Genomic DNA, 21,869 nt, shown 5'->3' with positions numbered 1-21,869 from the left:
ACGAATGATTTCTTCTGGTTATAAAGATCATTTTGGACGCCCTATAGTAGCTGTTACTGGTATAGGAGTTTTAACATCATTAGGGCAGGGATTATATGATAACTGGCAAGCTTTGATTTCTGGGAAGTCAGGAATTCATGAAATTACAAGATTTTCAACAGAAGGCCTTTCTACAAGAATAGCAGGGAGTATCGATTTTATAGCAAGTAATGCTTCTAACCCTGTAGAACGTTCCTATATCTTTGCTCATCAAACCATAGTTGAGGCTTTGGCGCAAGCAGGGTTTTCTGGTGATTTTAAAGGGCCACTTTTTTTGGCTGCGCCTCCTATAGAACCAGAATGGAATTCTCGTTTTTTTCTTGCTGATCGTGCTGAGGCTCTTTCAATTAAATTTGAAAATGTTTACGAGCGGTTTCTTGCTGTTATGCGTAAGCAAAATAATCCAGATTTTTATGAATCAGTTTTGTTTGGTTCAATATCAGAACGTATTGCAGATAAATTTTGCACTACTGGACTACCAGTGACTGTTTCAACGGCTTGTGCTTCTGGAGCAACAGCAATAAAGTTGGGAGTTGAATCTATTCGACAAAAACAGAACGAGCGTGCTCTTGTAGTAGCAACGGATGGTTCGTTAAGCGTTGAAGCTCTCGTTCGATTTTCACTTCTTTCAACTCTTTCAACTCAAAATGAGTTTCCAGAAAAAGCTTCAAAACCTTTTAGTAAGGATCGAGATGGATTTGTTATTGCTGAAGGTGCAGCAACGCTAGTTCTTGAAACATTAGAAAGCGCGGTTGCGCGTGGTGCCAAGGTGCTTTCTATTATTAAGGGATGGGGTGAAAAGACAGATCATTTTCATCGGACACGCTCTTCTCCAGATGGAGGGCCTGCTGTTTCCACTATTTGTGCAGCGCTTATTGATGCTAATGTAAGAAATGATGAAGTAGGGTATATTAATGCTCATGGAACATCAACACCAGAAAATGATAAGACAGAATATATTGCTATGTCTAAAATTTTTGGTGATAACCTTGCTTCCATACCAGTTTCTTCTAATAAGTCAATGATAGGTCACACATTGACAGCAGCTGGAGCAATTGAAGCTGTTTTTGCTATACAAAGTATGATTAGTGGTGTGTTACCACCAACAATTAATTATATACGTCCTGATCCTGCCATTGTTCTTGATTGTGTTCCTAATATAAAAAGGAATACAAGTGTTGAAGTTGTAATGTCGAATTCATTTGGTTTTGGAGGACAAAATATTAGTCTTATTATGACACGTGAACCCATGTAAATATTTTAAAAAGGTAAATTTATGCGTGCTTTACAGCGAGTTGATAATCGTAAGTTAGAAGTTTTACAAGTTCCTGATCCAGGCCCTTTAAAATCAGGAGAGGTAAATGTACGGATAAAGGTTGTTTCTCTTAATCATATAGATGTTTGGGGGTGGCGTGGAATGGCATTTGCTAAGCGCAAAATGCCTATTACTATTGGAGCTGAAGCGTCTGCAGTTGTTCAAAGTATTGGCCCAGGAGTATCAAATGTTCTTCCAGGTCAATTGGTATCAATTTATGGTGCAAACATTTGTGGTTTATGCAAGCCTTGTTCTCAATCGCAAGATAATCTTTGTGAAAACAGTAGCGGTGTTTATGGTTTTCATATAGATGGTTTTGCTTGTGATTTTATGAATCTTCCAGCTCGGATATTGGTTCCGGCTCCTCCAGGCATAGATGCTATTGGTGCCGCGCTTTCTCCAATTACTTTTGGAACAGCAGAGCATATGCTTTTTGATAATGCTAAGATAACTTCAGGAGAAACTGTATTAATTCAGGCAGGTGGTTCTGGTATTGGTATTGCGGCGATTCAACTTGCTAAAAATATAGGTTGTACAGTTATAACGACTGTTGGTTCTCAGGAAAAAGTAGAAAAAGCAAAGGCTTTGGGAGCTGATTATGTTATCAATTATTCTGTTGATCGTTTTGAAGGAGTTGTCCGTAGGTTAACGAAGAAGAGAGGTGTAGATGTAGTATTTGAACATGTTGGTGCAGATACTTGGTCAGGTTCGATGCTTTCGTTAAAGCGTGGTGGACGTTTGGTTATTTGTGGCTCAACTTCTGGCATATCCGCTCAGATTAATTTAATGATGTTATTTCAACAGCAGCTCAAGGTATTCGGATCATTTGGTTGTCGTATGGAAAATATGAAAAGTGTTATGCATAAAATGGCAAGTGGATTAATTAAACCTGTAATTGATATGACTGTAGGGATTGATGATATTGATTATGCCTTAAAAAGGATGGAAGAGCGAAAAGTATTCGGTAAAATCATCTTAGTTTTGGATTAATAGGTTGATATTTTTGTTCAAGCGTTCTGTATTTAACATGAAAAATTTTCGTTATTGGTTGGTAGCAAAGATAGCTATTTTTATTATCCGGGTTTTAAAAATTTTACCTATAAATTTTGCACTAAAGGTAGCGAGTTCTATAATAAGATTTATAGGTCCTAAGCTTAAACGTCATAAATTAATTTTAAGAAATTTACAAAATGCATTTCCGGAAAAAACAAGAGATGAGATTCATAGAATTGCTATTGATAGTTGGGAGCATATGAGTCGGTTAGCGGTTGAGTGTTTTTTCCTGGATCGTTTGTTTGATTTCGATGTAAAGAATCTAGATGATAGTCGTATCGAAGTTTCAGGCCTATCAATTTTTTTGGACTTGCGTGATAATCCACGGCCATTTATAATTTTTACGGGACATACTGGAAATTTTGAGTTGCTTTCTATAGTAGGGGCGGCATATTTATTGCCGATCAGTGTATTATTTCGTCCTCCAAATAATAAATATCTTGCAGAAGAGATTTTCAAGTTCCGAAGTTCTTATATGAGTTTATTAATTCCCTCGCAGTTTGGATCCTATTTTGAATTAATGCGTCAACTTGAAAAAGGTTTTGGCATTGGTCTTCTTGTAGATCAAAAGATTAATAAAGGATTAACAACAACTTTTTTTGGACAACCTGTTAAGACAAATCCACTTTTACCTAAGCTTGTGAATCAATTTAATTGTGATGTTTATCCAGCACGTTGTATACGTTTGCCTAATAATCGATTTAGATTAGAAATCGAGCCAAAGTTAGATATATATAGGGATAAAAATGGAAACTTTGATATGACAGCTATAGCACAATTACTTAATGATACGGTAGAACGTTGGGTTAGAGAATATCCTGAACAATGGTTATGGTATCATGATAGATGGAATATAAAACATATGATCTAAAATTTTAAAATACCTTATGTTTTCTTAAAATTTATATAAAAAATCTGTTTTATTGTTAAAGCTTTCTTGCAATAAAGATTATATCGCTTTAGAAAGTATTTGTAGGCTTTTAAAAGCACTCGTAGCTCAGCTGGATAGAGCACCAGACTACGAATCTGGGGGTCAGGAGTTCGAATCTCTTCGAGTGCGCCACTTTTCATGTATTTATTTTCAGAAAATTAAATCATTAATTTTCTTTGTATGTCTTAGATATTTTAGAATTTAAGTGATTTACCCTAGAGTATAAGTTTTTTGGAGTTCAAAACACTACAATAGTAAAAAGATTGCTTTCCAAGATTAAAAAATGTTAATGAGTTAAAAACATTTCCTGTTGTTTTTATCTTTCTGATTTAAATCATTTATTTATCAAGGGAGTTTGGTGTACTGATAACATATAAGATCAGTCTATATTATCAACGTATACATCAGGGTCTATTTCTAGAAATAATAAATCATTATACTTTTTTTTAAAAAACTCAATAAAATTATAGAAACCTCTATTAATATATGAAGTATTTTTGGCTCCCCGGGCCGGATTCGAACCGGCGACCTGTCGATTAACAGTCGAATGCTCTACCGCTGAGCTACCAGGGAAAATAAAATATACGGCTTATATCCTATCAATACAAAAATCAGAATAATTTGCCAATAGATTTTTACATTTCTTTGAAAATTAATTACTAACTCTCGATTAAATAACTTTAAGAATTAATTACAAAGAATGCAATATCAGTATAATATATAATTATACTGATGCAGGTTAATTTAATAATAAATCCTTAAAAAGGATATTTTTTTCATTCTTGAATAATTTTCATGAGGTTCAGTATTCATCATAATAACCCCTTGGTTAAGTTTTTAAAAGCAGTAATTTTTTACACTAATCATTTTTATAAAACGATAGATATAAGCAAATTGGTATTAATGAATGGGAAAGACAGAGCAAAATTTAAATAATAAAGCAGCAGATATCTAGTCTTAAGGTTTCTACATGGAGGCCTCGCCCGGAATCGAACCGGGGTACAAGGATTTGCAATCCTCTGCGTAACCATTCTGCCACGAGGCCTCATAAAAATCTGAAAAAACAAAGCTTTTTATGAAAGTCAATCAAAAAAGTAGTTGAGATTTTATAAAAAATATCACTTTACTTTAACAATAAAAATTTTTAGCTGCAAGGAGAATTTTATGATAAGAATCAGGGAGATAACTGATTATTTAAACTTTAAAATTATTTGGTAGCTGATTATATAGGATTATATCGCATATTAAGTCTGTAATTTAGGATTATAAAATAAAATGATAACATATGAAGCCGCTCGTGTACAAATGGTGAATACACAGCTTAGGACTTCTGATGTTACTTCTTATCCGATACTTAGTGCGTTTTTAGAAATACCTCGTGAAGCTTTTGTTCCTCAAGAATTAAAACAATTTGCTTATTTTGATGAGCATTTGCAGATTAAACCATCATCACATACTTCTCCAGCACGTTATCTTATGGCACCAATGCCTATTGCTAAACTTCTTCAGCTTGCAAAGGTGGATAAAAAAAGTAAAGTTTTAGAAATTGGTGCTGCATCGGGATATGTAACGGCTTTGTTATCCCAGTTGGCTTCATCAGTTGTTGCGCTTGAAAGTGATTCTTATCTTTTTAAATCTGCTTCAGAAACGTTATCTTCACTAGGTTATAGAAACGTTACTATAATCAACGCTCCATTAGAAGCAGGCTATCAACCTTCTTCACCATATGATGTTATATTTTTAAATGGTTCTGTTGAAACAATTCCTCTGGCGCTCATTGAGCAACTGAATGAAAATGGGCGTTTAATAGCTGTTAAAGGATATGATCAGGCTGCAAAGTCTTGGGTATATATAAAAAGATTTGGCAAGGTTTCTAGTTATCCAAGTTTTAATGTAAACTTAAAACCGCTTCCTGGATTTTGTAAGGACGATGAATTTATTTTTTGATTATAATAACTTTTTTATTACTGATAATAGAGACAATTTTCTTAAACAAAAAGTTTTAAACTTAAGATATTTTTTGTTGATCGCTAGAGTAAATTTGAGTTTGTTTTATGTAGTGTCAGCATATTAAAAATTGTTGTTTTAAAAGAGCTTTATATTTATTAAATATTTTTTTTAAGTATCGACTCACTAATCTATGGGTTGTATTGTCATAGAGGATTTTTTCTCATTTTTCCTTAAGTTTAGAAGATTCGTAGAAAAAAAGCGAAAGAAGGTCTAGATAGTGATAATCTATGCACTGTTAGCTTATAGCTTAGCAAAATATGTTTAAAGGATCACAGTCCTTTCTTCTTATAGTATTGAGTTTTTTATAGAAAATTGATTATTTTCGTGTTATTTATTTAAAAGATTATATATTTTTTATGAGATATTTTGGTATCTAGTTAAAGACTAGTAGTTGCTATGATTTATTTTCGACGTAATAATTAAGTGTTGTAAAATTAGATCGAGTTAATAATTAATTAAGAATTAAACTAAACAGAGGTTTTTAAAAGCTTGAGTTTGTTGTAAAGTAAGCATTAGAATCAGGCACCTCAGTGGGTTGGATTTTTATTATACATAGTGGGGAGTGAAATGGCCCAATCAAATCTTGCGCTTGAGCCGTCTATGGAAGAGATACTTGCTTCTATTCGTCGGATAATTGAAAATAATGAGCAAGGAGCAGGTGTAGAAAAAGATCCCGATGTTCTTTCAAGTAATCAAGAAAGTTCATATGAAGGGGATAGTTCTTCTGGATTAGAAGAGCAGCCATCTAGTTTGTTTTCTCCAAGCAATTCAGTTTCATTTGAAGATAACAATGATGTGTCTTCTAAAACTGGCAACCTTTCTCTTGCTGATGTTGCAGCACGTGTACGTGCTGAGGCGCGGCGCGATGTTTCTTTTTCATCACGTCGGCAATCGTCAGTTTCTCCTGGTCAATCTTCTTCTGGTTCTAAAGAAAAAGAATACGATATGTTGAATTCAGGGTCCTTTTCGTCTTCAAGATCTCCTTCTAAGCAAGATATCCAATCAGATAAGCAAGGAGAAGGAGCTTTATCTTCTTCTAGTTCAGAGTATTATTCTAATTCTAGTAATGGTTTAAATAAAAAAGTTCCGCCTTTACAGTCATCAATTGTTAAGTTTGGTATGGAGCCATCAGTTTCTAAGTCTATGCCAGAGCCATCGGTTTCTAGATCTGTTTCAGAACCATCGGTTTCTAGATCTGTTTCGGAGCTATCGGTTTCTAGATCTGTTTCAGAGCCATCGGTTTCTAGATCTGTTTCGGAGCCATCGGTTTCTAGATCTGTTTCGGAGCCATCGGTTTCTAGATCTGTTTCAGAGCCATCGGTTTCTAGATCTGTTTCAGAGCCATCGGTTTCTAGATCTGTTTCAGAGCCATCGGTTTCTGAGAGTTCTTTTTCGGAGCCATCGGTTTCTAGATCTGTTTCAGAGCCATCGGTTTCTAGATCTGTTTCGGAGCCATCGGTTTCTAGATCTGTTTCGGAGCCATCGGTTTCTAGATCTGTTTCAGAGCCATCGGTTTCTAGATCTGTTTCGGAGCCATCGGTTTCTAGATCTGTTTCAGAGCCATCGGTTTCTAGATCTGTTTCAGAGCCATCGGTTTCTAGATCTGTTTCAGAGCCATCGGTTTCTAGATCTGTTTCAGAGCCATCGGTTTCTAGATCTGTTTCAGAGCCATCGGTTTCTAGATCTGTTTCAGAGCCATCGGTTTATGAGAGTTCTTTTAAAAAAGAAGAAGATGCTGATTCATTGCTATTATCTCCTGATGTGGGAGATAAAGTTTCTTCTTCGTTTAATGAGCTCATGCATGCATTAAAAGAGGCTAGCTATCGTTCATTAGATGAAATTTCCGAAGAAATTTTGCGTCCGATGTTGCGTGAATGGTTAGATGATAATCTTCCAAAAATGGTGGAAAGACTTGTGCGTGAAGAGATAGAGCGTGTTGCGCGTGGTTCTCGTCGTTAATGAGAATTGTTCTTTAATGCTTTAATAGATAAGGTTTATTTTAGTTTTGCTTAATAAAACGTATGATTGTTCTTCTATTGAGCAAAGAATCGCTTGTAAGTGGGAAAAAGCTGAAGCATTTCGTGCTGGAGTAAATTCAAGTCCAGAAGCAGAAAGTTTTTCTATTGTCATTCCTCCTCCAAATGTTACGGGTTCTTTGCATATGGGGCATGCTCTTAATAGTGTGCTACAAGATATTTTGGTTCGTTTCGAGCGGATGAGGGGTAAAAATGTTCTTTGGCAGCCTGGTACAGATCATGCTGGTATTGCTACTCAGATTGTTGTCGAACGTCATATGTCTTCCCAGAACTTGCCAAGTCGACTACAAATAGGTCGTGAAGCCTTTATTAAAAAAGTTTGGGAATGGAAAGAAGAGTCAGGTAGTAGTATTCTGACACAATTAAGACGCCTTGGGGCATCATGTGATTGGTCACGTGAGCGATTTACGATGGACCAAGGAATGTCTGAGGCTGTTATTGAAGCTTTTGTAACTCTTTATAAACAAGGATTTATTTATAAAGATAACCGACTTGTTAACTGGGACCCTAAACTTGAGACTTCTATTTCTGATCTTGAAGTTGATCAAGTTGAGGTTAATGGTAATTTATGGTATTTTAGATATTTTTTTGATAGTGAGCTATCTTATCGTTTTCCCACTAACTTGGATGAAAAAGGTAACCCTATAGCGTGGGATACTCGAAATTATATTACTATTGCAACAACACGTCCTGAAACGATATTTGGTGATACAGCAATTGTAGTGAATCCTAATGATAAACGGTATAAAGATCTTATTGGAAAATTTGTCAATGTCCCAATTATTGGCCGTCGTATTCCTATTTTAGCTGATCATTATCCTGATCCTAATTTTGGAGCTGGAGCTGTTAAGGTAACGCCTGCCCATGATTTTAATGATTTTGAGATTGCTAAACGTCTCGGATTGGGTTTAATAAATGTCTTTACTATTCAAGGAAAGCTTGATCTTCTAAACAATAAAGATTTTTTACATGGTCTTCAATTATCTGACGAACAGAGGCATCTTCTTGAAGAGTTAGATGGTTTAGATAGGTTTGAAGCTCGTTTAAAAGTTTTGAACATTCTTGAGAAACAGAATTTTCTTGATAAGATTGAGCCTTATAAGCATACGGTCCCTCATTGTGAAAGGACCGGTATTCCTGTTGAACCCCGTATGACAGAACAGTGGTATGTAGATGCTAAGAGGTTGGCTGAACCTGCGATTGATTGTGTTAAGAATTCTGAAACTGTATTTTTCCCAAAGCATTGGGAGAAAAATTATTATGAATGGCTTAATAATATACAGCCTTGGTGTATCTCCCGACAGCTTTGGTGGGGGCATCAGATTCCTGCATGGTATGGTCCTGATGGAAAAATTTTTGTTGAAAAAACAAAATCTGAGGTATTGTCTTCAGCAATAGAATATTATCTTGCCCATGGTGATAGGGAGGTAAAATCTTACGTAGAGGACCTTATTCAAAATAATTCCACTCAGGATCTTTTAAAGCAAGATGAAGATGTACTTGATACGTGGTTTTCTTCAGCTCTTTGGCCTTTTGCATCGCTTGGTTGGCCAAAAAAAACTGTTGATTTAGAAACATATTATCCAACGAGGGTTTTGATAACAGCCTTTGACATATTGTTTTTCTGGGTTGCTCGGATGATGATGATGGGCGTGCATTTTATTAAGGATAGTACAGGTAAGGGTATTGTACCTTTTCATGTTGTATATATACATGCATTAGTCCGTGATAAGAGTGGACAGAAGATGTCTAAATCTAAAGGTAATGTTATTGATCCAGTTGGATTGATAGATCAATATGGTTCTGATGCTTTACGATTTACCCTTGCAATAATGGCAATTCAGGGCCGTGATATTAAATTAGATTCTAATCGTATTGTTGGATATCGTAATTTTGCAACAAAAATTTGGAATGCTTTTCGTTTCGCTGAGCTCAATGATATAAAAGGTAGTAATCATTTTGATCCGGATAGTATTAGTTTTATGATTAATAAATGGATTATTTCACGGTTATCGTGTATTATCAAAGAAGTTACTACATCTATAGAAAATCAACATTTTAATGAAGCAGCGAGTGTTCTTTATCGTTTTATTTGGAGTGAAGTATGTGATTGGTATTTAGAATTTCTTAAGCCTCTTCTTAAGATTGAAGATGTTGAATTAAAATCTGAGACTGCTTCTTGTTTTTATTATACATTACAGCAAATTTGTAAATTGTTACATCCATTTATGCCTTTTATTACTGAAGAACTTTATTCTAATTTCTTTTTTGAAAAAGAAGAGAAGGATTTATTGTGTCATGCAGAATGGCCTTCGCTCATTTATGGGGATGATATAGCTGTTAAAGAAATTAATTGGCTTATTCATTTGATTTCTGAGATTCGTTCTGTGCGTAAAGAGATGAATGTTCCATCGAAAGCTATTACTTCCTTAGTCGTTGTTGGTGAAAATCAGTCGATTAAAGAGCGTTTAATGCGCCACCAAGCTTTAATATGTCGTTTAGCCCAAGTTCAGGATTTAATATTTTCTAAGGAAATTCCAAAATATTCTGCACAGATTATCCTTGATGAAGCAATTTTTTTCTTGCCTCTTAAAGGTTTGGTTGATTTTATTGTTGAAAAAGATCGACTTCATAAAGCCTTGTTAAAAGTTAATTCTAATTTTGATCGTATCAAAGATAAATTATCTAATCAGAAATTTATAGAAAATGCTCAAACTGAAATTGTTGAAGCAGAATATGAAAAGCTTTCTGAAATTGAAAAAAGAAAGTTATCTTTAGAGCTTGCGATTTCGAGAATTAAGAATTTATAAAACAACAAAAAGATTAAAGTAAGAGTATATTTGTAAAGAATATATTGAATTAAATATTCAATATATTCTTAAAGTTGTTTAAAAAAGCTTTTGAATATTTTTTAAAAGTAAATTCATAATAGTGTATGATGCACTATATTTCTTGTTGTTAAAGATGTGGATCGTACTGTTCTATTTTAAACACACCTTTTAAAGGAGTTTGATTATCCTCAAACGGTGTACGATTTGTCTATTTGTTGCCATAAAATAAGAAGACTTAACTGTGAAACATAATAATAGACTCAAATTCTGATAGAATTAGATAATATCTTTAAGTCTAAAAACATAGATTTAATATATTCTTTTTAAGAAGTAAGGGTTTTTTATTCGTGAAACATAGAAACACGGCGGTTTGCTATTAGTATTTATGAGTTTATAATTGTTAGAGAATAAAAATGCAATGCATTAATGGTATATTGAGGTTTAAGTCATTTTTTCTTATTTTCTCTGTGATAGCGTTATGTGTCTATAGTGGTTTATTTATTAACTTTGATATGAATTTTTCTAAAAATTCTGCGCAGGTTAATTGGGTGAGGTCGGTATTTGATTACTATGGAGAGAAAAGTTCACTGACTTCATCATATGATAATAGTAATACCAGTAAACAAGGATATATTGCTTCTCGTTGGGCAATAGCAAATATGTATGCCCTTGGTGATGGGGCTCCAAAAAATTCTTTTCAGGCTTTTAAAATATACATTGAAATTGCTAACCAAGGAATTGAGCCAGGGTCAAGTGATACAGTTTTTTTTATAGATTCTTTGCTTGCTCTTGCTGATTACTATCGACATGGTATTAAAAATAGTCCAGTGGGTATTGATTTATTCCGAGCGCGTCAAATTTATTTCCAACTTGCTTCCGTGTTTGGTGTTCCAGAAGCACAGTTTCAATTTTCTAAGATGCTTCTTTCTGGGGAAGGAGGCGATGTTGATATACAACAGGCAAAAAAATGGCTTTATCAGGCGCGTAAAAGAGGTCATATTAAAGCGATCGCATTATTTGGAAATATTTTGTTTCAGGAAGGTCAAATATCTCGGGGTCTTGCATATATGACAGCTGCTGTTGTTCGCTGTCGATCTGAAAGTTGTTTATGGATACAGTCATTGCAAAAGCATGCTTTAGCTACTGCGAATGAGGAAGATCGTCGTATTGCTATGGTTTTAGCTAATGATGTTAATATAGAATATAAAGAAAAGTAAATTTATTTTGGAGAAGGTATAGTTAATTGTATATTAACAGGTACGTGATCGGATGGCTTTTCAGAATTTCTTAATTCTTTATCTATCCACGCTGAATGGAGATAACTGGCTGCTTCTGGAGATAACATGAGATGGTCAATGCGTATACCTTTGTTTTTATTCCAAGAATTGTTTTTATAATCCCAAAAAGAATACTCTAAAACAGAATCAGTTGTAGCACGTATTGCGTCTATGAAGCCAAGATTTTTAAGTTTTTTAAAGGATTGCCGTATTGGTAAAACAAATAATGCATCGTTTTCCCAAGCTTCTGGATCATAGCAATCATGAGGTTCTGGAATAATATTGTAGTCACCTGCAAGGATAAAGGGTTCTTCTAGAGAGAGGCGTTCTTCTGCAAAAGATAGCAAACGTTCAATCCAGGCAAGCTTATAGTTATATTTTGGAGAAAGGAAAGGATTCCCATTAGGAAGATAGAGGTTTCCTATCCGCAGTATTTGAGAATTTATTGAAAAAACAGCTTCAATAAATCTTGCTTGTGTATCCTGTGGATCTCCAGGAAGTCCCTTAAGGACTTCTTCAGGCATGAACTTTGATATAATGGCTACACCATTAAAAGCTTTCTGTCCATAAGTTTCGATATGGTATCCTAGAGATTCAATACGATCAACAGGAAAACTCTCCTCTAGAGTTTTTATTTCTTGGAGACAGACAATATCTGGATGGTTTGTTTCTAACCATTCCATAAAATCATTAATATGTGCTCGTATACTATTTATGTTCCAAGTTGCAATTTTTAGTAGCAGCATCTTATTATTTCGTCTATATAGAAAAACTTGTTCCACATCCACAGCCAGAAACAGCATTTGGATTTTTTATTTGAAAAGATTTACTGATGATATCATCAACGAAATCAATTTCTGAGCCTACTAGATATGTAAGAGAGATTTTATCTATGTATATTTTTGCTTGGTTTTGTTCGAAGACAATATCTTCGTCAGAGCATGTTGAGACTAAATCAAATTTATATGAGAAGCCTGCACAACCTCCGCCTTCTACAGAAATACGCAAAGCTTTTTTATCAACTTCAGTTGTTAGGAGAGTTCTTATTCTTGTGGCAGCATTATCAGAAATTTTTATGATCGATTCCATATATATTTACCTCTGACGATTTGATATTAAAAAATAAATGGTAAATGGTAAATGCAAACTACAATTATATTTATTATAATATGCTATACGTACAATTAATATAAAATCAATGGATTTTAATTGGGTTGAACAATAAGAGTGATATATTATGGATATTAACATCGACTTATTAGGTTTTGGTTATGAGAAAAACGCTGTCTATGCCGTAAACCCATGGAAAAGTCGTGGCAGGATTTATCCTGAAGAGAAAAGCCTTACACGTTCTGAGTTTCAACGTGATCGTGATCGTATTATTCATACAACGGCATTCAGACGCCTTAAACATAAAACACAGGTTTTTTTCCCGCAAGCACAAGATGGGGATCATTATCGTACTCGTCTTGTTCACACTGTTGAAGTATCTCAAATTGCTAGATCGCTGGCACGTGCCTTGAAACTTAATGAAGATTTATCTGAGAGTGTAGCGCTTGTGCATGATTTTGGTCATCCTCCTTTCGGACATACTGGAGAGGAAGTTTTACACGACTTACTGGAGTCTTATGGAGGTTTTGATCATAATGTTCAGTCTTTTCGTATTGTTACTAAACTTGAACGTAGTTATGCTGATTTTGATGGCATTAACCTTACTTGGGAAACCCTGGAGGGTTTAATAAAACATAATGGGCCTTTTTTAAATCCTAAAGGTGAAGAGATAAATAAATCTATTCCGAAAGTTTTCTTGGAATATTGCCAAAATTATGATTTACAACTTTTTACGTTTCCTAGTCTTGAAGCGCAAGTTGCATCTATTGCTGATGATATAGCATATAATGCTCATGATGTTAATGATAGCTTACGTTCAGGTTTGCTTACTTTCGAGATGCTTGAAGAGGTTCCTTTCTTGAATCAGCAGGTTTTTGAATTACGTAAACGTTATCCCAATTTGAATAAAGAACGTCTTGCACATGAAATTATGCGAAGACAGATTACGGCAATGATTGAGGATGTTATTGCAATGGCACAATATAGATTGGCTATATTGAAACCACAGTCAGCAGACGATGTCCGTTTTGCAGATAACTCAATTATAGGTTTTTCAGAAAAAATGAGCGAAATAGATAAGAAAATCAAAAAAATGTTATCAACAAAAATTTATTATCATCCTAATATCATGAAAATTCGTGAAAATGCAGCACAAGTTATACGAGATCTTTTTAATGTTTATATGGATGATTGGCGGAAAATGCATACACGTTCTCAGATTCAAGACAATAGTAATGTTAGTGAATTTACTAAAGTTCGATTTGTTGGTGATTATCTTGCAGGAATGACAGATACTTATGCAGTAGAAGCACATCGTTGTTTGTTTGAGAATACTCCTGATCTTTTTTAGTGATTAGGTTATATTTTAAAGTTTTTTATTCTTTTTTGGTGGAATCGTTACATAATGCATCTGTTTACAGATTTTAGTCATCGTATTAAAACATATATTGAATCTATTGATTTGGTTAAGAAGAATATAGAAAAAATAGACTTCAAAAAGATTATAGTTGAACGCCCTCGTAATGTAGAACATGGTGATTTGTCAACTAATGCTGCTATGGTTTTAGTGCGACCTCTGGGGCTTGATTATTCATCTATTGCTAAAATGATTATTGCTGAAATAGAAAAAGATCCTGATGTTGTATCTGTTTTTGTCGCAGGATCAGGGTTTATTAATTTGCGTTTATCTGTTGACTATTTAGTACGTGTTCTTGATTCTATCATCTTGGAAGGTAAGGATTATGGTCGTTTATTAATAGGCAAAGGACGGAAAGTTAACATAGAGTATGTTTCTGCAAATCCAACAGGACCAATGCATGTTGGTCATTGTAGGTGTGCTGTTGTAGGAGATACATTCGCCAATCTTATGGAGTTTTCTGGATATGAAGTTACAAGAGAATATTATATAAATGATTATGGCGTTCAAATAGATATTTTGGCCCGTTCTACTTTTTTACGTTATTGTCAGGCTCTAGGCGAGGATATTTCTATTATCCCGGAAGGACTTTATCCAGGTGAGTATCTTGTTCCTTTAGGAGAAAAGTTGAAAGATAAATTCGGTGCCGGTTTACGTTCTCTCTCAGAAGAAGAGTGGATGCCTATAGTTAAAGAGTATGCCATTTCATCAATCATGGAAATCATAAAGTCTGATTTAGAGGCTTTAAACATTAGGCATGATGTATTTATGTCTGAACAGACACTTCATCAGGATGATGCAGTTGATATAAGAACTGCGATTAATGATCTGACATTCAAGGGATATGTATATAAAGGGATTTTGCCGCCTCCTAAAGTGAAGCTTTCAGAAGATTGGGAAAGTAATCGTGAACAGGTTCTTTTTCGTTCTACTGTTGTTGGAGACGATATTGATCGCCCACTTATTAAATCAGACGGATCATATACTTATTTTGCTGCAGATTTGGCATATTTCAAACATAAATATAAACGTGGTTTTGATGAAATGATTTATGTTTTAGGATCAGATCATAGCGGTTATATCAGGAGACTTGAAGCTGTCGCTTCTGCTATTTCAGAGGGAAATGTAAAAGTTATTTTTCTTTTATGTGAGCTTGTTAAGCTTTATAGAGGCGGTACGCTTATTAAAATGTCAAAGCGTTCAGGTACATTCATAACATTACGAGATGTTGTTGATGAGGTTGGCTGTGATGCAGTACGTTTTATGATGTTATGGAGAAAAAACTCAGAACCTTTAGATTTTGATTTTTTAAAAGTGGTCGAGCAATCCAAGGATAATCCTGTATTTTATGTGCAATATGCATATGCAAGGTGTATGTCTATATTTAGACAAGCAAAGGATGTTTTCCCGGACATTGATCTGGAACCTTTTAATATGCAAATGTCAATTAAAGGACATATTTATAATTCAAATGAATTACAAATTATTATTAAACTTGCAGAGTATCCACGTGTTATTGAAAATGCTATTAATTTTCAGGAGCCACATAGAGTTGTTTTTTATCTATATGATCTTGCGAGCATTTTTCATAGTTATTGGAATAAAGGAAAAGAGTTTCCAGAGTTACGTTTTGTGAAAGAGGATGATATGATGTTAACTTTATCAAGATTGGGATTGATATATGCTGTTGCGTCTATTCTTAACTCTGGGCTTGCTATAACAGGGATTGTAGCACCTAATGAAATGTAATGAATTATATTTGATATAAGGACGAATTATCGGGTGGTATAAGCAATGGAAGGAAAAAAATTCGTCTTTGATAAAAAGAATAAGTCTATTTTGGAAAAAAGACCAACTTATTCCAATAGACTTAATAGGAAGTCGAATTTTCAAAATCCTTTTAACAAGCGGGATGATCATCCATCAAACAATAAAGATCTTGTTTATAATCTTGAACAAGAATTATTGAAAACTTTTGATAGTTATAAACCTTCTCAAGGTACGAAACCTTTTATAAATGATAAAAAGCCTGTTAATAAGGGAGAAGGAGGTTTCTTAAATAAGCCATTGCCATCTCAGAGACCCTTAAGTGCTTTTGATGCATTGATTTCTTCTCGTGCTCGTAAAGCAGGAAAGAAAGAGCAAAAAGTTAATAGTGCTAACAGTCATTATAATAATATAAATTCTGAAACTGCTCAGAATAAAGAAACAGATCTTTCGTCACCAGCACTTCGTTTGCCGTTGGCAAATTTTCGATCTCAAAATGAAAGACCTGGTGAACCTAGATCTATAGAAAGCAATATTCATCAGAAGCAGAATAATCCTTCTGATCGGAATCATCGTGTAAATTTTTCTAATTCATTAAAAGAATCTAAAAGTGCTGATTATTTGCCTGATTCAGGGAAAGGAGTTCCTTTTTCTTCAGAAATGCCGCATCGGCATTCTACTAAAAATGGTTCTTTTTCTAAAGATATGCATGATAAACCATTCGTTAAATCTTCTAGGTTCTCTGAAGATTATGAATCTTATCCACAATCTGATCCTATAAGGGAAGCAATTTCAGAATACAATCTTAAGAATAAAATGCTTCCACTAGACACTGCTGTTAAAAGTGATAGTTTTGAGATTGATCTTGATGGAATTGAGCGAGAATTATCTGCTTTAGGAAATATACAAGAATTAGATCCGTTACAAAGGCAGGAAGTATCTTCCTCATTACATGATGATTTACATGTCCAGGATCATGATTTGGGACAAAATTCGCATTTTAAAAATTCTGATTTTTTAAGGGAAGATAACTTAGGATTTGATCCTGTTCAGATTGTTGATTCTGAAGAATATTTGGAAATGCTTGATGATCTGAGCGTTCCTTCTATGCCTATAGAAACAGATCAGCCATTTTCCAGGACTTCTGAATATGGATTGGATCTTGATACAGAAATGGCAAGTTTTATTTCTGAAAATAAGAAAGCGAGCTCTTCTCGTAGTCATCACGAGACAGCGTCAAAAGCTTTCTTAGGTAACATCAATAATGATTTTAAAAATACTTTAGATAGAGATTTTCAAAATTTTTTTCCCGATTCTGCTCAGAATTTTGCTGCATTAGAGGATTCATTTGTACATCCTTCTTCTATGCAAGCTTCTAGGGAAATTACATCCAAGAGTCGTAAATTATGGATAGGAGCAGGAGGTGTTTTGATTATCGTTATTGGATATGGCGCATATTCCTTATTAGACCTTGGATATTTTTCTGGTGCTCAAAATGGGGAGCCTCGTGTTATTGCTGCTGCTAAAGATCTTATTAAGGTTATTCCTGCGATTCCAGGAGGGAAAGCTGTTCCTAATCAGGATAAAGCAGTTTATGATCATGTTTCAGGAAATGAAGTGTCTACTCCTAATCAGAAAAAATTAGTTAATTCACAAGAAGAACCTATTGATTTTTCAAAGAATGCACCAAGGAACGACGGTTTTGTAAGTAATAAAGATGATTCTGCTGTAATACCTGAATTTTCTACTAGTAAAGTACGGACTGTCAGTATTAAGCCAAAAGAAGCTATGCCAGAGGGAAAACAAGACAGTAATTCTAGTCCTCCTCCTTCTGAAAATATACAAGAATCTCAAAAAGATTTGGATATCTCTTCTGAAGATTTTAAAAAAGGAGATGAAAATGAAATTCCTGTTCCATCTCTGCGTCCTATTGAAGATTCTGTAGTTCTTATGAGTAAAAAAGAAAATTCTGTTAATAGTAAACATTCCGTATTTCAGGATTTTCAAACTAAGGTTCCTCCAGTTCAGAAGAGTGTGGTTTCTAAAAATGGTAATGAATTTAGCAAATATGGTATGCAAATTGCATCATTGCCAACAGAAGCTGAAGCAAGAAGAAGTTGGGAGGATTCATTAAAGCGCTATAACAGTATCCTTTCTGGATTGAAAGTTGAGTTTCGTGAAACAGTAATTGCAGGGAAAGGTAAATTTTATCGTGTTCATGTTCTTACAGAAACAAAAGAGCAGGCAAGTGGATTATGTCAGCGTTATCGATCTCTTGGTGGTAGCTGCCTTGTTTCAAGGTAAAGAGTTTTAGATCTTTGAAATTAAAGTCTTGATAGTTGATTAATTTTATTTATTATTATAAATAATAATTATCTATTAGATTTTATAAGTATATTTTTTGAGCATTTTTATGGGTTATATTTTTTAAACAGTGTATAAAAATTGTAAGGTATTTGATTTGAAAAATTCTTCTTTTTTATTAGATAGATTTAAAAATCTATATATTTATGCCTATTAGGATTTTTATATTTCAAAGTAAGGTTTTGCTATCTTTCTTAGCATCTAGGTGTATTCTTTTTTTCTAATTACAAGATAAGCTTATTTTATTAAATAAAGTTAAGGATAGAAGCTACTTATAGCTTATTACCTTATAGCTATATAATCTTGTGTAAGAGAGGATTTTAATATAATGAATGCCCGCCATACCAAAGTATTAATAATTGGTTCGGGTCCTGCTGGATATACCGCTGCTATATATTCAGCACGTGCTATGCTTAATCCTATTTTAATATCTGGAATAGATCCAGGTGGTCAACTTATGATGACAGAGAGTGTAGAGAATTATCCAGGATTTGCGCATTTGATACAGGGATCTTGGCTTATGGAACAAATGCAACTTCAAGCAGAGAGTTTTGGTACGCAGATTGTTAGAGATAATGTAAAGTCAACCAATTTTAAAGATAATCCTTTTATTATAGAAACAGATTCTGGTGAAATTTTATTTTCTGATAGTTTAATTATTGCGACTGGTGCTAAGGCAAAATGGATTGGTTTGGAAGGTGAAAAGACTTTTCAGGGTTTTGGGGTATCTGCGTGCGCTACTTGTGATGGTTTCTTTTATCGAAATAAGAATGTTTTAGTTGTTGGAGGTGGGAATACAGCTGTTGAAGAAGCTTTATACCTTTCAAATCTTGCTCGAAAAGTAACAGTTGTGCATAGGCAATCATCATTAAAGGCAGAAAAGATCCTTCAGGAGAGATTATTTTCTAAGTCGAATATTGATATCATTTGGGATACAGAGCTTATTGAGATAGTCGGCTTGGTTCCAGATCGACCTCGTCTTCCCTTTGTTTCATCTGTTCGTTTATGTAATAAAATAACAAAAGAAATATCAGAAATTCCTATTGATGGTGTTTTTGTTGCAATTGGTCATAAACCAGAGACAGGGATATTTGATGGTAAGTTGAAGTTTAAAAACAACGGTTATATCTGGACTGCACCGGATTCTACAGCAACTAGCGTACCTGGAGTGTTTGCAGCTGGTGATGTAACAGATGATGTTTATCGGCAAGCAATTACAGCAGCTGCTATGGGATGTATGGCTGCATTAGAGGTAGAGCGCTATTTGTCTGGCGTAAAGATAAATGGAGAGGAGGTGAAAGGATAGTTATGTTTGATTGGGACAAACTACGGATTTTTCATGCGGCAGCAGAAGCTGGTTCATTTACGCATGCAGCTGAGGAGTTATATATTTCTCAGTCAGCTATTAGTCGTCAGGTAAGTAGCCTTGAAGATGAAGTGGGCGTCAAGTTGTTTCATCGTCATGCGCGTGGACTTATATTAACAGAACAAGGAGAGAGTCTTTATAAGACAGCACATGATATACTCTTGAAGTTAGAGAGAGTTAAAATAAAATTAACTGAAGCAACTAAAAAACCTTCAGGTAAGCTACGTATTACAACTACAGTAGATTTAGGACAAAGTTGGTTGGTTGGTGAACTTCAAGAATTTTTACAGCTGTATGCAGATATACAGGTACAACTTATTCTTGATAATGAAGAATTAGATGTCAATATGCGTCATGCTGATTGTGCTATTCGATTGCGTAAGCCCCAGCAATCTGATCTAATACAGCGTAAACTGTTTACAATTCATATGAATTTATATGCTTCACCTCTTTATTTACAGCGTTATGGAAAAATAGATTCTCTAGAGGATTTAGATAATCATGTTATTATAACTTTTGGAGATCTTATTCCGAGCTATATGTCAGATTTTAACTGGCTAGAGAATGCTGGACGTCCTTCTGATGATTTACGTATTCCCTATCTTCAGGTCAATAGTCAACTTTCAGTAATGCATTATTGTATATTAGGGGTTGGTATAGCACTTTTACCAAACTACATTGTAAAGCAAGAGCATAACCTTGTAAAATTAATGCCGGATAAGGATATGCCATCTTTTGATGTTTATTTTTGTTATCCTGATGCATTAAAAAATTCAGCAAAACTAAAAGTATTCAGAGATTTTATTGTGTTAAAAGCACGTGATTGGAAATTTTAATAGCATATAATAATTATTATATTCTAATTCAAACATAATCCGCTATAAAATAGAGTTCATATTTTTTGGATTAAGAAAATTAATTTGAAACCCTAATAATAGATTTTATCTTTGAATGTCTACAATCTTCGTATATTATTAATAATAACTATACTGTTAGCTTCTACTTATTTTGAAATGATAATTTCATTATTGAAAGGGTTATAGATTATGATATCTAAACTTGAGCAATTACGTTCTATGACAACCATTGTCGCAGATACTGGTAATATTGATGTAGTACAGAAGTTTAAGCCTGTTGATTGTACAACTAACCCTACTATAGTCTTAGAGACTTTAAGGTCTGGCATGTTTTCTGATGTTATTAAGGAAGCAATCAAATGGGGTAAAAAGCAGGTTTATTCTCAAGAAGATACTGTTGTTGCTGTTGCTGATCGTTTGTCGGTTTCTATCGGTGCAAAGTTAGTAGATTTAATTCCAGGTCGTATATCCACAGAAATAGATTCAGATCTTTCTTTTAGTACACAGGGCTGTGTAGATAAGGCAAGAGCTATTATTGATTCTTATAAGAAAAGAGGTATTGAGAGAGAACGTGTACTTATCAAAATTGCATCTACTTGGGAAGGTATATGTGCAGCAAAGATATTGCAAGAAGAAGGAATTGATTGCAATTTAACTCTTATTTTCTCTAAAGCACAGGCTATAGCTTGTGCAGCTGCAGGTGTTTTTCTTATTTCACCATTTGTAGGTCGTATTTCTGATTATTATAAAAATAAGTTAGGGAAGGAGTACGTTCCTGAAGAAGACCCGGGTGTTTTGTTTGTTTCGTCAGTTTATAATTATTATAAGGTAAATGAAATAAAAACTGTAGTTATGGGAGCTTCTTTTCGTAGCATTGGACAAATAGAAGCTTTGGCCGGTTGTGATCGATTAACAATTTCACCAAAATTCCTTCAAGAACTTGATAATGATTATGGTTCTTTAAGTCCTAAACTCTCTTGTGATTCTCTTGTTGAAGAGGAAAAAATTTTCTTGGATGAAAAATCTTTTAGATGGATGATAAATGAAGATCCCATGGCTAATGAAAAGATTGCAGAAGGTATTCGGATTTTTAATAGAGACCTAAAATCTTTGCGTAATATGGTGAGAGAAAATTTATCTTAGATTGTTGCAATTATTTTGCTAATACCTGGGTAGGCGTCAAAACACCAAAACTTAAGAAAAATCCTGTTAGTCCAAAGAAACAATACAGATATTTAATGGTAAGTGTATGCGAAGGAATGAATGTCTCAGGTTACGTGTTTTGTTGCTACAATATCAGAATTTTGTCAATAGATGTCTCTACTGGAAATAGTTTAAGGAGAACTTTTATCACGATGATAATTTGGTGCTGAACCAGATTATTAGGAATTATTTAAGTTTATGCAGATCAAGCTCATTTTCTGGTCATAATTCTGCATGTTGTGCTAATTTACCCGCTAAAAACACATATTGTTATACTTTGCGATATAATTAAA

15 protein-coding genes, 3 tRNA genes and 1 pseudogene are annotated in these 21,869 nt (G+C 34.1%); 15 read left to right on the top strand and 4 right to left on the bottom strand.

Going from position 1 to position 21,869, the window contains the following annotated elements; genetic code table 11:
* Window positions 1–4: 4 nt before the first annotated feature.
* The 4 genes from B488_RS04685 to B488_RS04670 all read left to right on the top strand — a co-directional run bounded on the left by B488_RS04685 (window position 5) and on the right by B488_RS04670 (window position 3,470).
* Window positions 5–1,294, top strand: coding sequence for a beta-ketoacyl-ACP synthase (locus tag B488_RS04685; protein ID WP_015273390.1), 1,290 nt, complete (start codon window positions 5–7; stop codon window positions 1,292–1,294).
* Window positions 1,295–1,315: 21 nt separating this feature from the next.
* Window positions 1,316–2,344: a zinc-binding dehydrogenase gene (locus B488_RS04680; protein WP_015273389.1), complete on the top strand. Its 1,029-nt coding sequence runs from the start codon at window positions 1,316–1,318 to the stop codon at window positions 2,342–2,344.
* A gap of 4 nt (window positions 2,345–2,348) precedes the next feature.
* Complete coding sequence (locus B488_RS04675) at window positions 2,349–3,278, top strand: lipid A biosynthesis lauroyl acyltransferase (RefSeq protein WP_280109461.1); 930 nt, start codon at window positions 2,349–2,351, stop codon at window positions 3,276–3,278.
* 115 nt (window positions 3,279–3,393) lie between these two features.
* A tRNA-Arg gene (locus tag B488_RS04670) sits at window positions 3,394–3,470 on the top strand.
* A gap of 366 nt (window positions 3,471–3,836) precedes the next feature.
* Here the strand turns inward: B488_RS04670 and B488_RS04665 are convergent.
* Both B488_RS04665 and B488_RS04660 read right to left on the bottom strand, forming a co-directional pair.
* A tRNA-Asn gene (locus B488_RS04665) sits at window positions 3,837–3,911 on the bottom strand.
* A 398-nt stretch (window positions 3,912–4,309) separates the two neighbouring features.
* Window positions 4,310–4,383: transfer RNA gene (locus tag B488_RS04660), tRNA-Cys, on the bottom strand.
* A 230-nt stretch (window positions 4,384–4,613) separates the two neighbouring features.
* Here B488_RS04660 and B488_RS04655 point away from each other — a divergent pair.
* The 5 genes and pseudogenes from B488_RS04655 (at window position 4,614) to B488_RS04640 (ending at window position 11,432) form a co-directional block, all read left to right on the top strand.
* Window positions 4,614–5,285 (top strand): protein-L-isoaspartate O-methyltransferase family protein, encoded by a 672-nt coding sequence (locus B488_RS04655; RefSeq protein WP_015273387.1) that lies wholly within the window; start codon window positions 4,614–4,616, stop codon window positions 5,283–5,285.
* Between the two features lie 630 nt (window positions 5,286–5,915).
* A pseudogene (locus B488_RS07505) lies at window positions 5,916–6,009 on the top strand (DUF2497 domain-containing protein); the annotation flags it as partial.
* Window positions 6,010–6,293: 284 nt separating this feature from the next.
* A complete protein-coding gene (locus B488_RS07350) occupies window positions 6,294–7,307 on the top strand; it encodes a PopZ family protein (protein WP_425277620.1) in 1,014 nt (337 codons plus the stop codon).
* A gap of 46 nt (window positions 7,308–7,353) precedes the next feature.
* Window positions 7,354–10,194, top strand: a complete 2,841-nt coding sequence (locus tag B488_RS04645; protein WP_015273385.1) for a valine--tRNA ligase — start codon at window positions 7,354–7,356, stop codon at window positions 10,192–10,194.
* Between the two features lie 434 nt (window positions 10,195–10,628).
* Window positions 10,629–11,432, top strand: a complete 804-nt coding sequence (locus tag B488_RS04640; RefSeq protein WP_015273384.1) for a tetratricopeptide repeat protein — start codon at window positions 10,629–10,631, stop codon at window positions 11,430–11,432.
* 2 nt (window positions 11,433–11,434) lie between these two features.
* On the opposite strand, the gene xth is transcribed toward B488_RS04640, so the two are convergent.
* Both xth and B488_RS04630 read right to left on the bottom strand, forming a co-directional pair.
* Entirely contained in the window at window positions 11,435–12,238 is an 804-nt protein-coding gene (gene xth / locus B488_RS04635; protein WP_041770744.1) for an exodeoxyribonuclease III, read from the bottom strand.
* A gap of 13 nt (window positions 12,239–12,251) precedes the next feature.
* Window positions 12,252–12,581 (bottom strand): HesB/IscA family protein, encoded by a 330-nt coding sequence (locus tag B488_RS04630; protein WP_015273382.1) that lies wholly within the window; start codon window positions 12,579–12,581, stop codon window positions 12,252–12,254.
* Window positions 12,582–12,729: 148 nt separating this feature from the next.
* On the opposite strand from B488_RS04630, the gene B488_RS04625 reads away from it, so the two are divergent.
* The 6 genes from B488_RS04625 (at window position 12,730) to tal (ending at window position 21,516) form a co-directional block, all read left to right on the top strand.
* Window positions 12,730–13,953 (top strand): deoxyguanosinetriphosphate triphosphohydrolase, encoded by a 1,224-nt coding sequence (locus B488_RS04625; RefSeq protein ID WP_015273381.1) that lies wholly within the window; start codon window positions 12,730–12,732, stop codon window positions 13,951–13,953.
* Between the two features lie 54 nt (window positions 13,954–14,007).
* Entirely contained in the window at window positions 14,008–15,768 is a 1,761-nt protein-coding gene (gene argS / locus B488_RS04620; RefSeq protein ID WP_015273380.1) for an arginine--tRNA ligase, read from the top strand.
* A gap of 45 nt (window positions 15,769–15,813) precedes the next feature.
* On the top strand, window positions 15,814–18,090 hold the full coding sequence (locus tag B488_RS04615) for an SPOR domain-containing protein (RefSeq protein WP_015273379.1): 2,277 nt from the start codon (window positions 15,814–15,816) through the stop codon (window positions 18,088–18,090).
* A gap of 388 nt (window positions 18,091–18,478) precedes the next feature.
* A complete protein-coding gene (gene trxB, locus B488_RS04610) occupies window positions 18,479–19,456 on the top strand; it encodes a thioredoxin-disulfide reductase (RefSeq protein WP_015273378.1) in 978 nt (325 codons plus the stop codon).
* A gap of 2 nt (window positions 19,457–19,458) precedes the next feature.
* Window positions 19,459–20,352 (top strand): LysR family transcriptional regulator, encoded by an 894-nt coding sequence (locus tag B488_RS04605; RefSeq protein ID WP_015273377.1) that lies wholly within the window; start codon window positions 19,459–19,461, stop codon window positions 20,350–20,352.
* Window positions 20,353–20,562: 210 nt separating this feature from the next.
* Complete coding sequence (gene tal / locus B488_RS04600; protein ID WP_015273376.1) at window positions 20,563–21,516, top strand: transaldolase; 954 nt, start codon at window positions 20,563–20,565, stop codon at window positions 21,514–21,516.
* The last annotated feature ends 353 nt before the right edge of the window (window positions 21,517–21,869 follow it).

The sequence above is a fragment of the Liberibacter crescens BT-1 genome (assembly GCF_000325745.1).
Lineage (GTDB): Bacteria > Pseudomonadota > Alphaproteobacteria > Rhizobiales > Rhizobiaceae > Liberibacter > Liberibacter crescens.
Note: the sequence above shows the minus strand (reverse complement) of the source record. Positions and strands in the feature narration are given on the sequence as shown.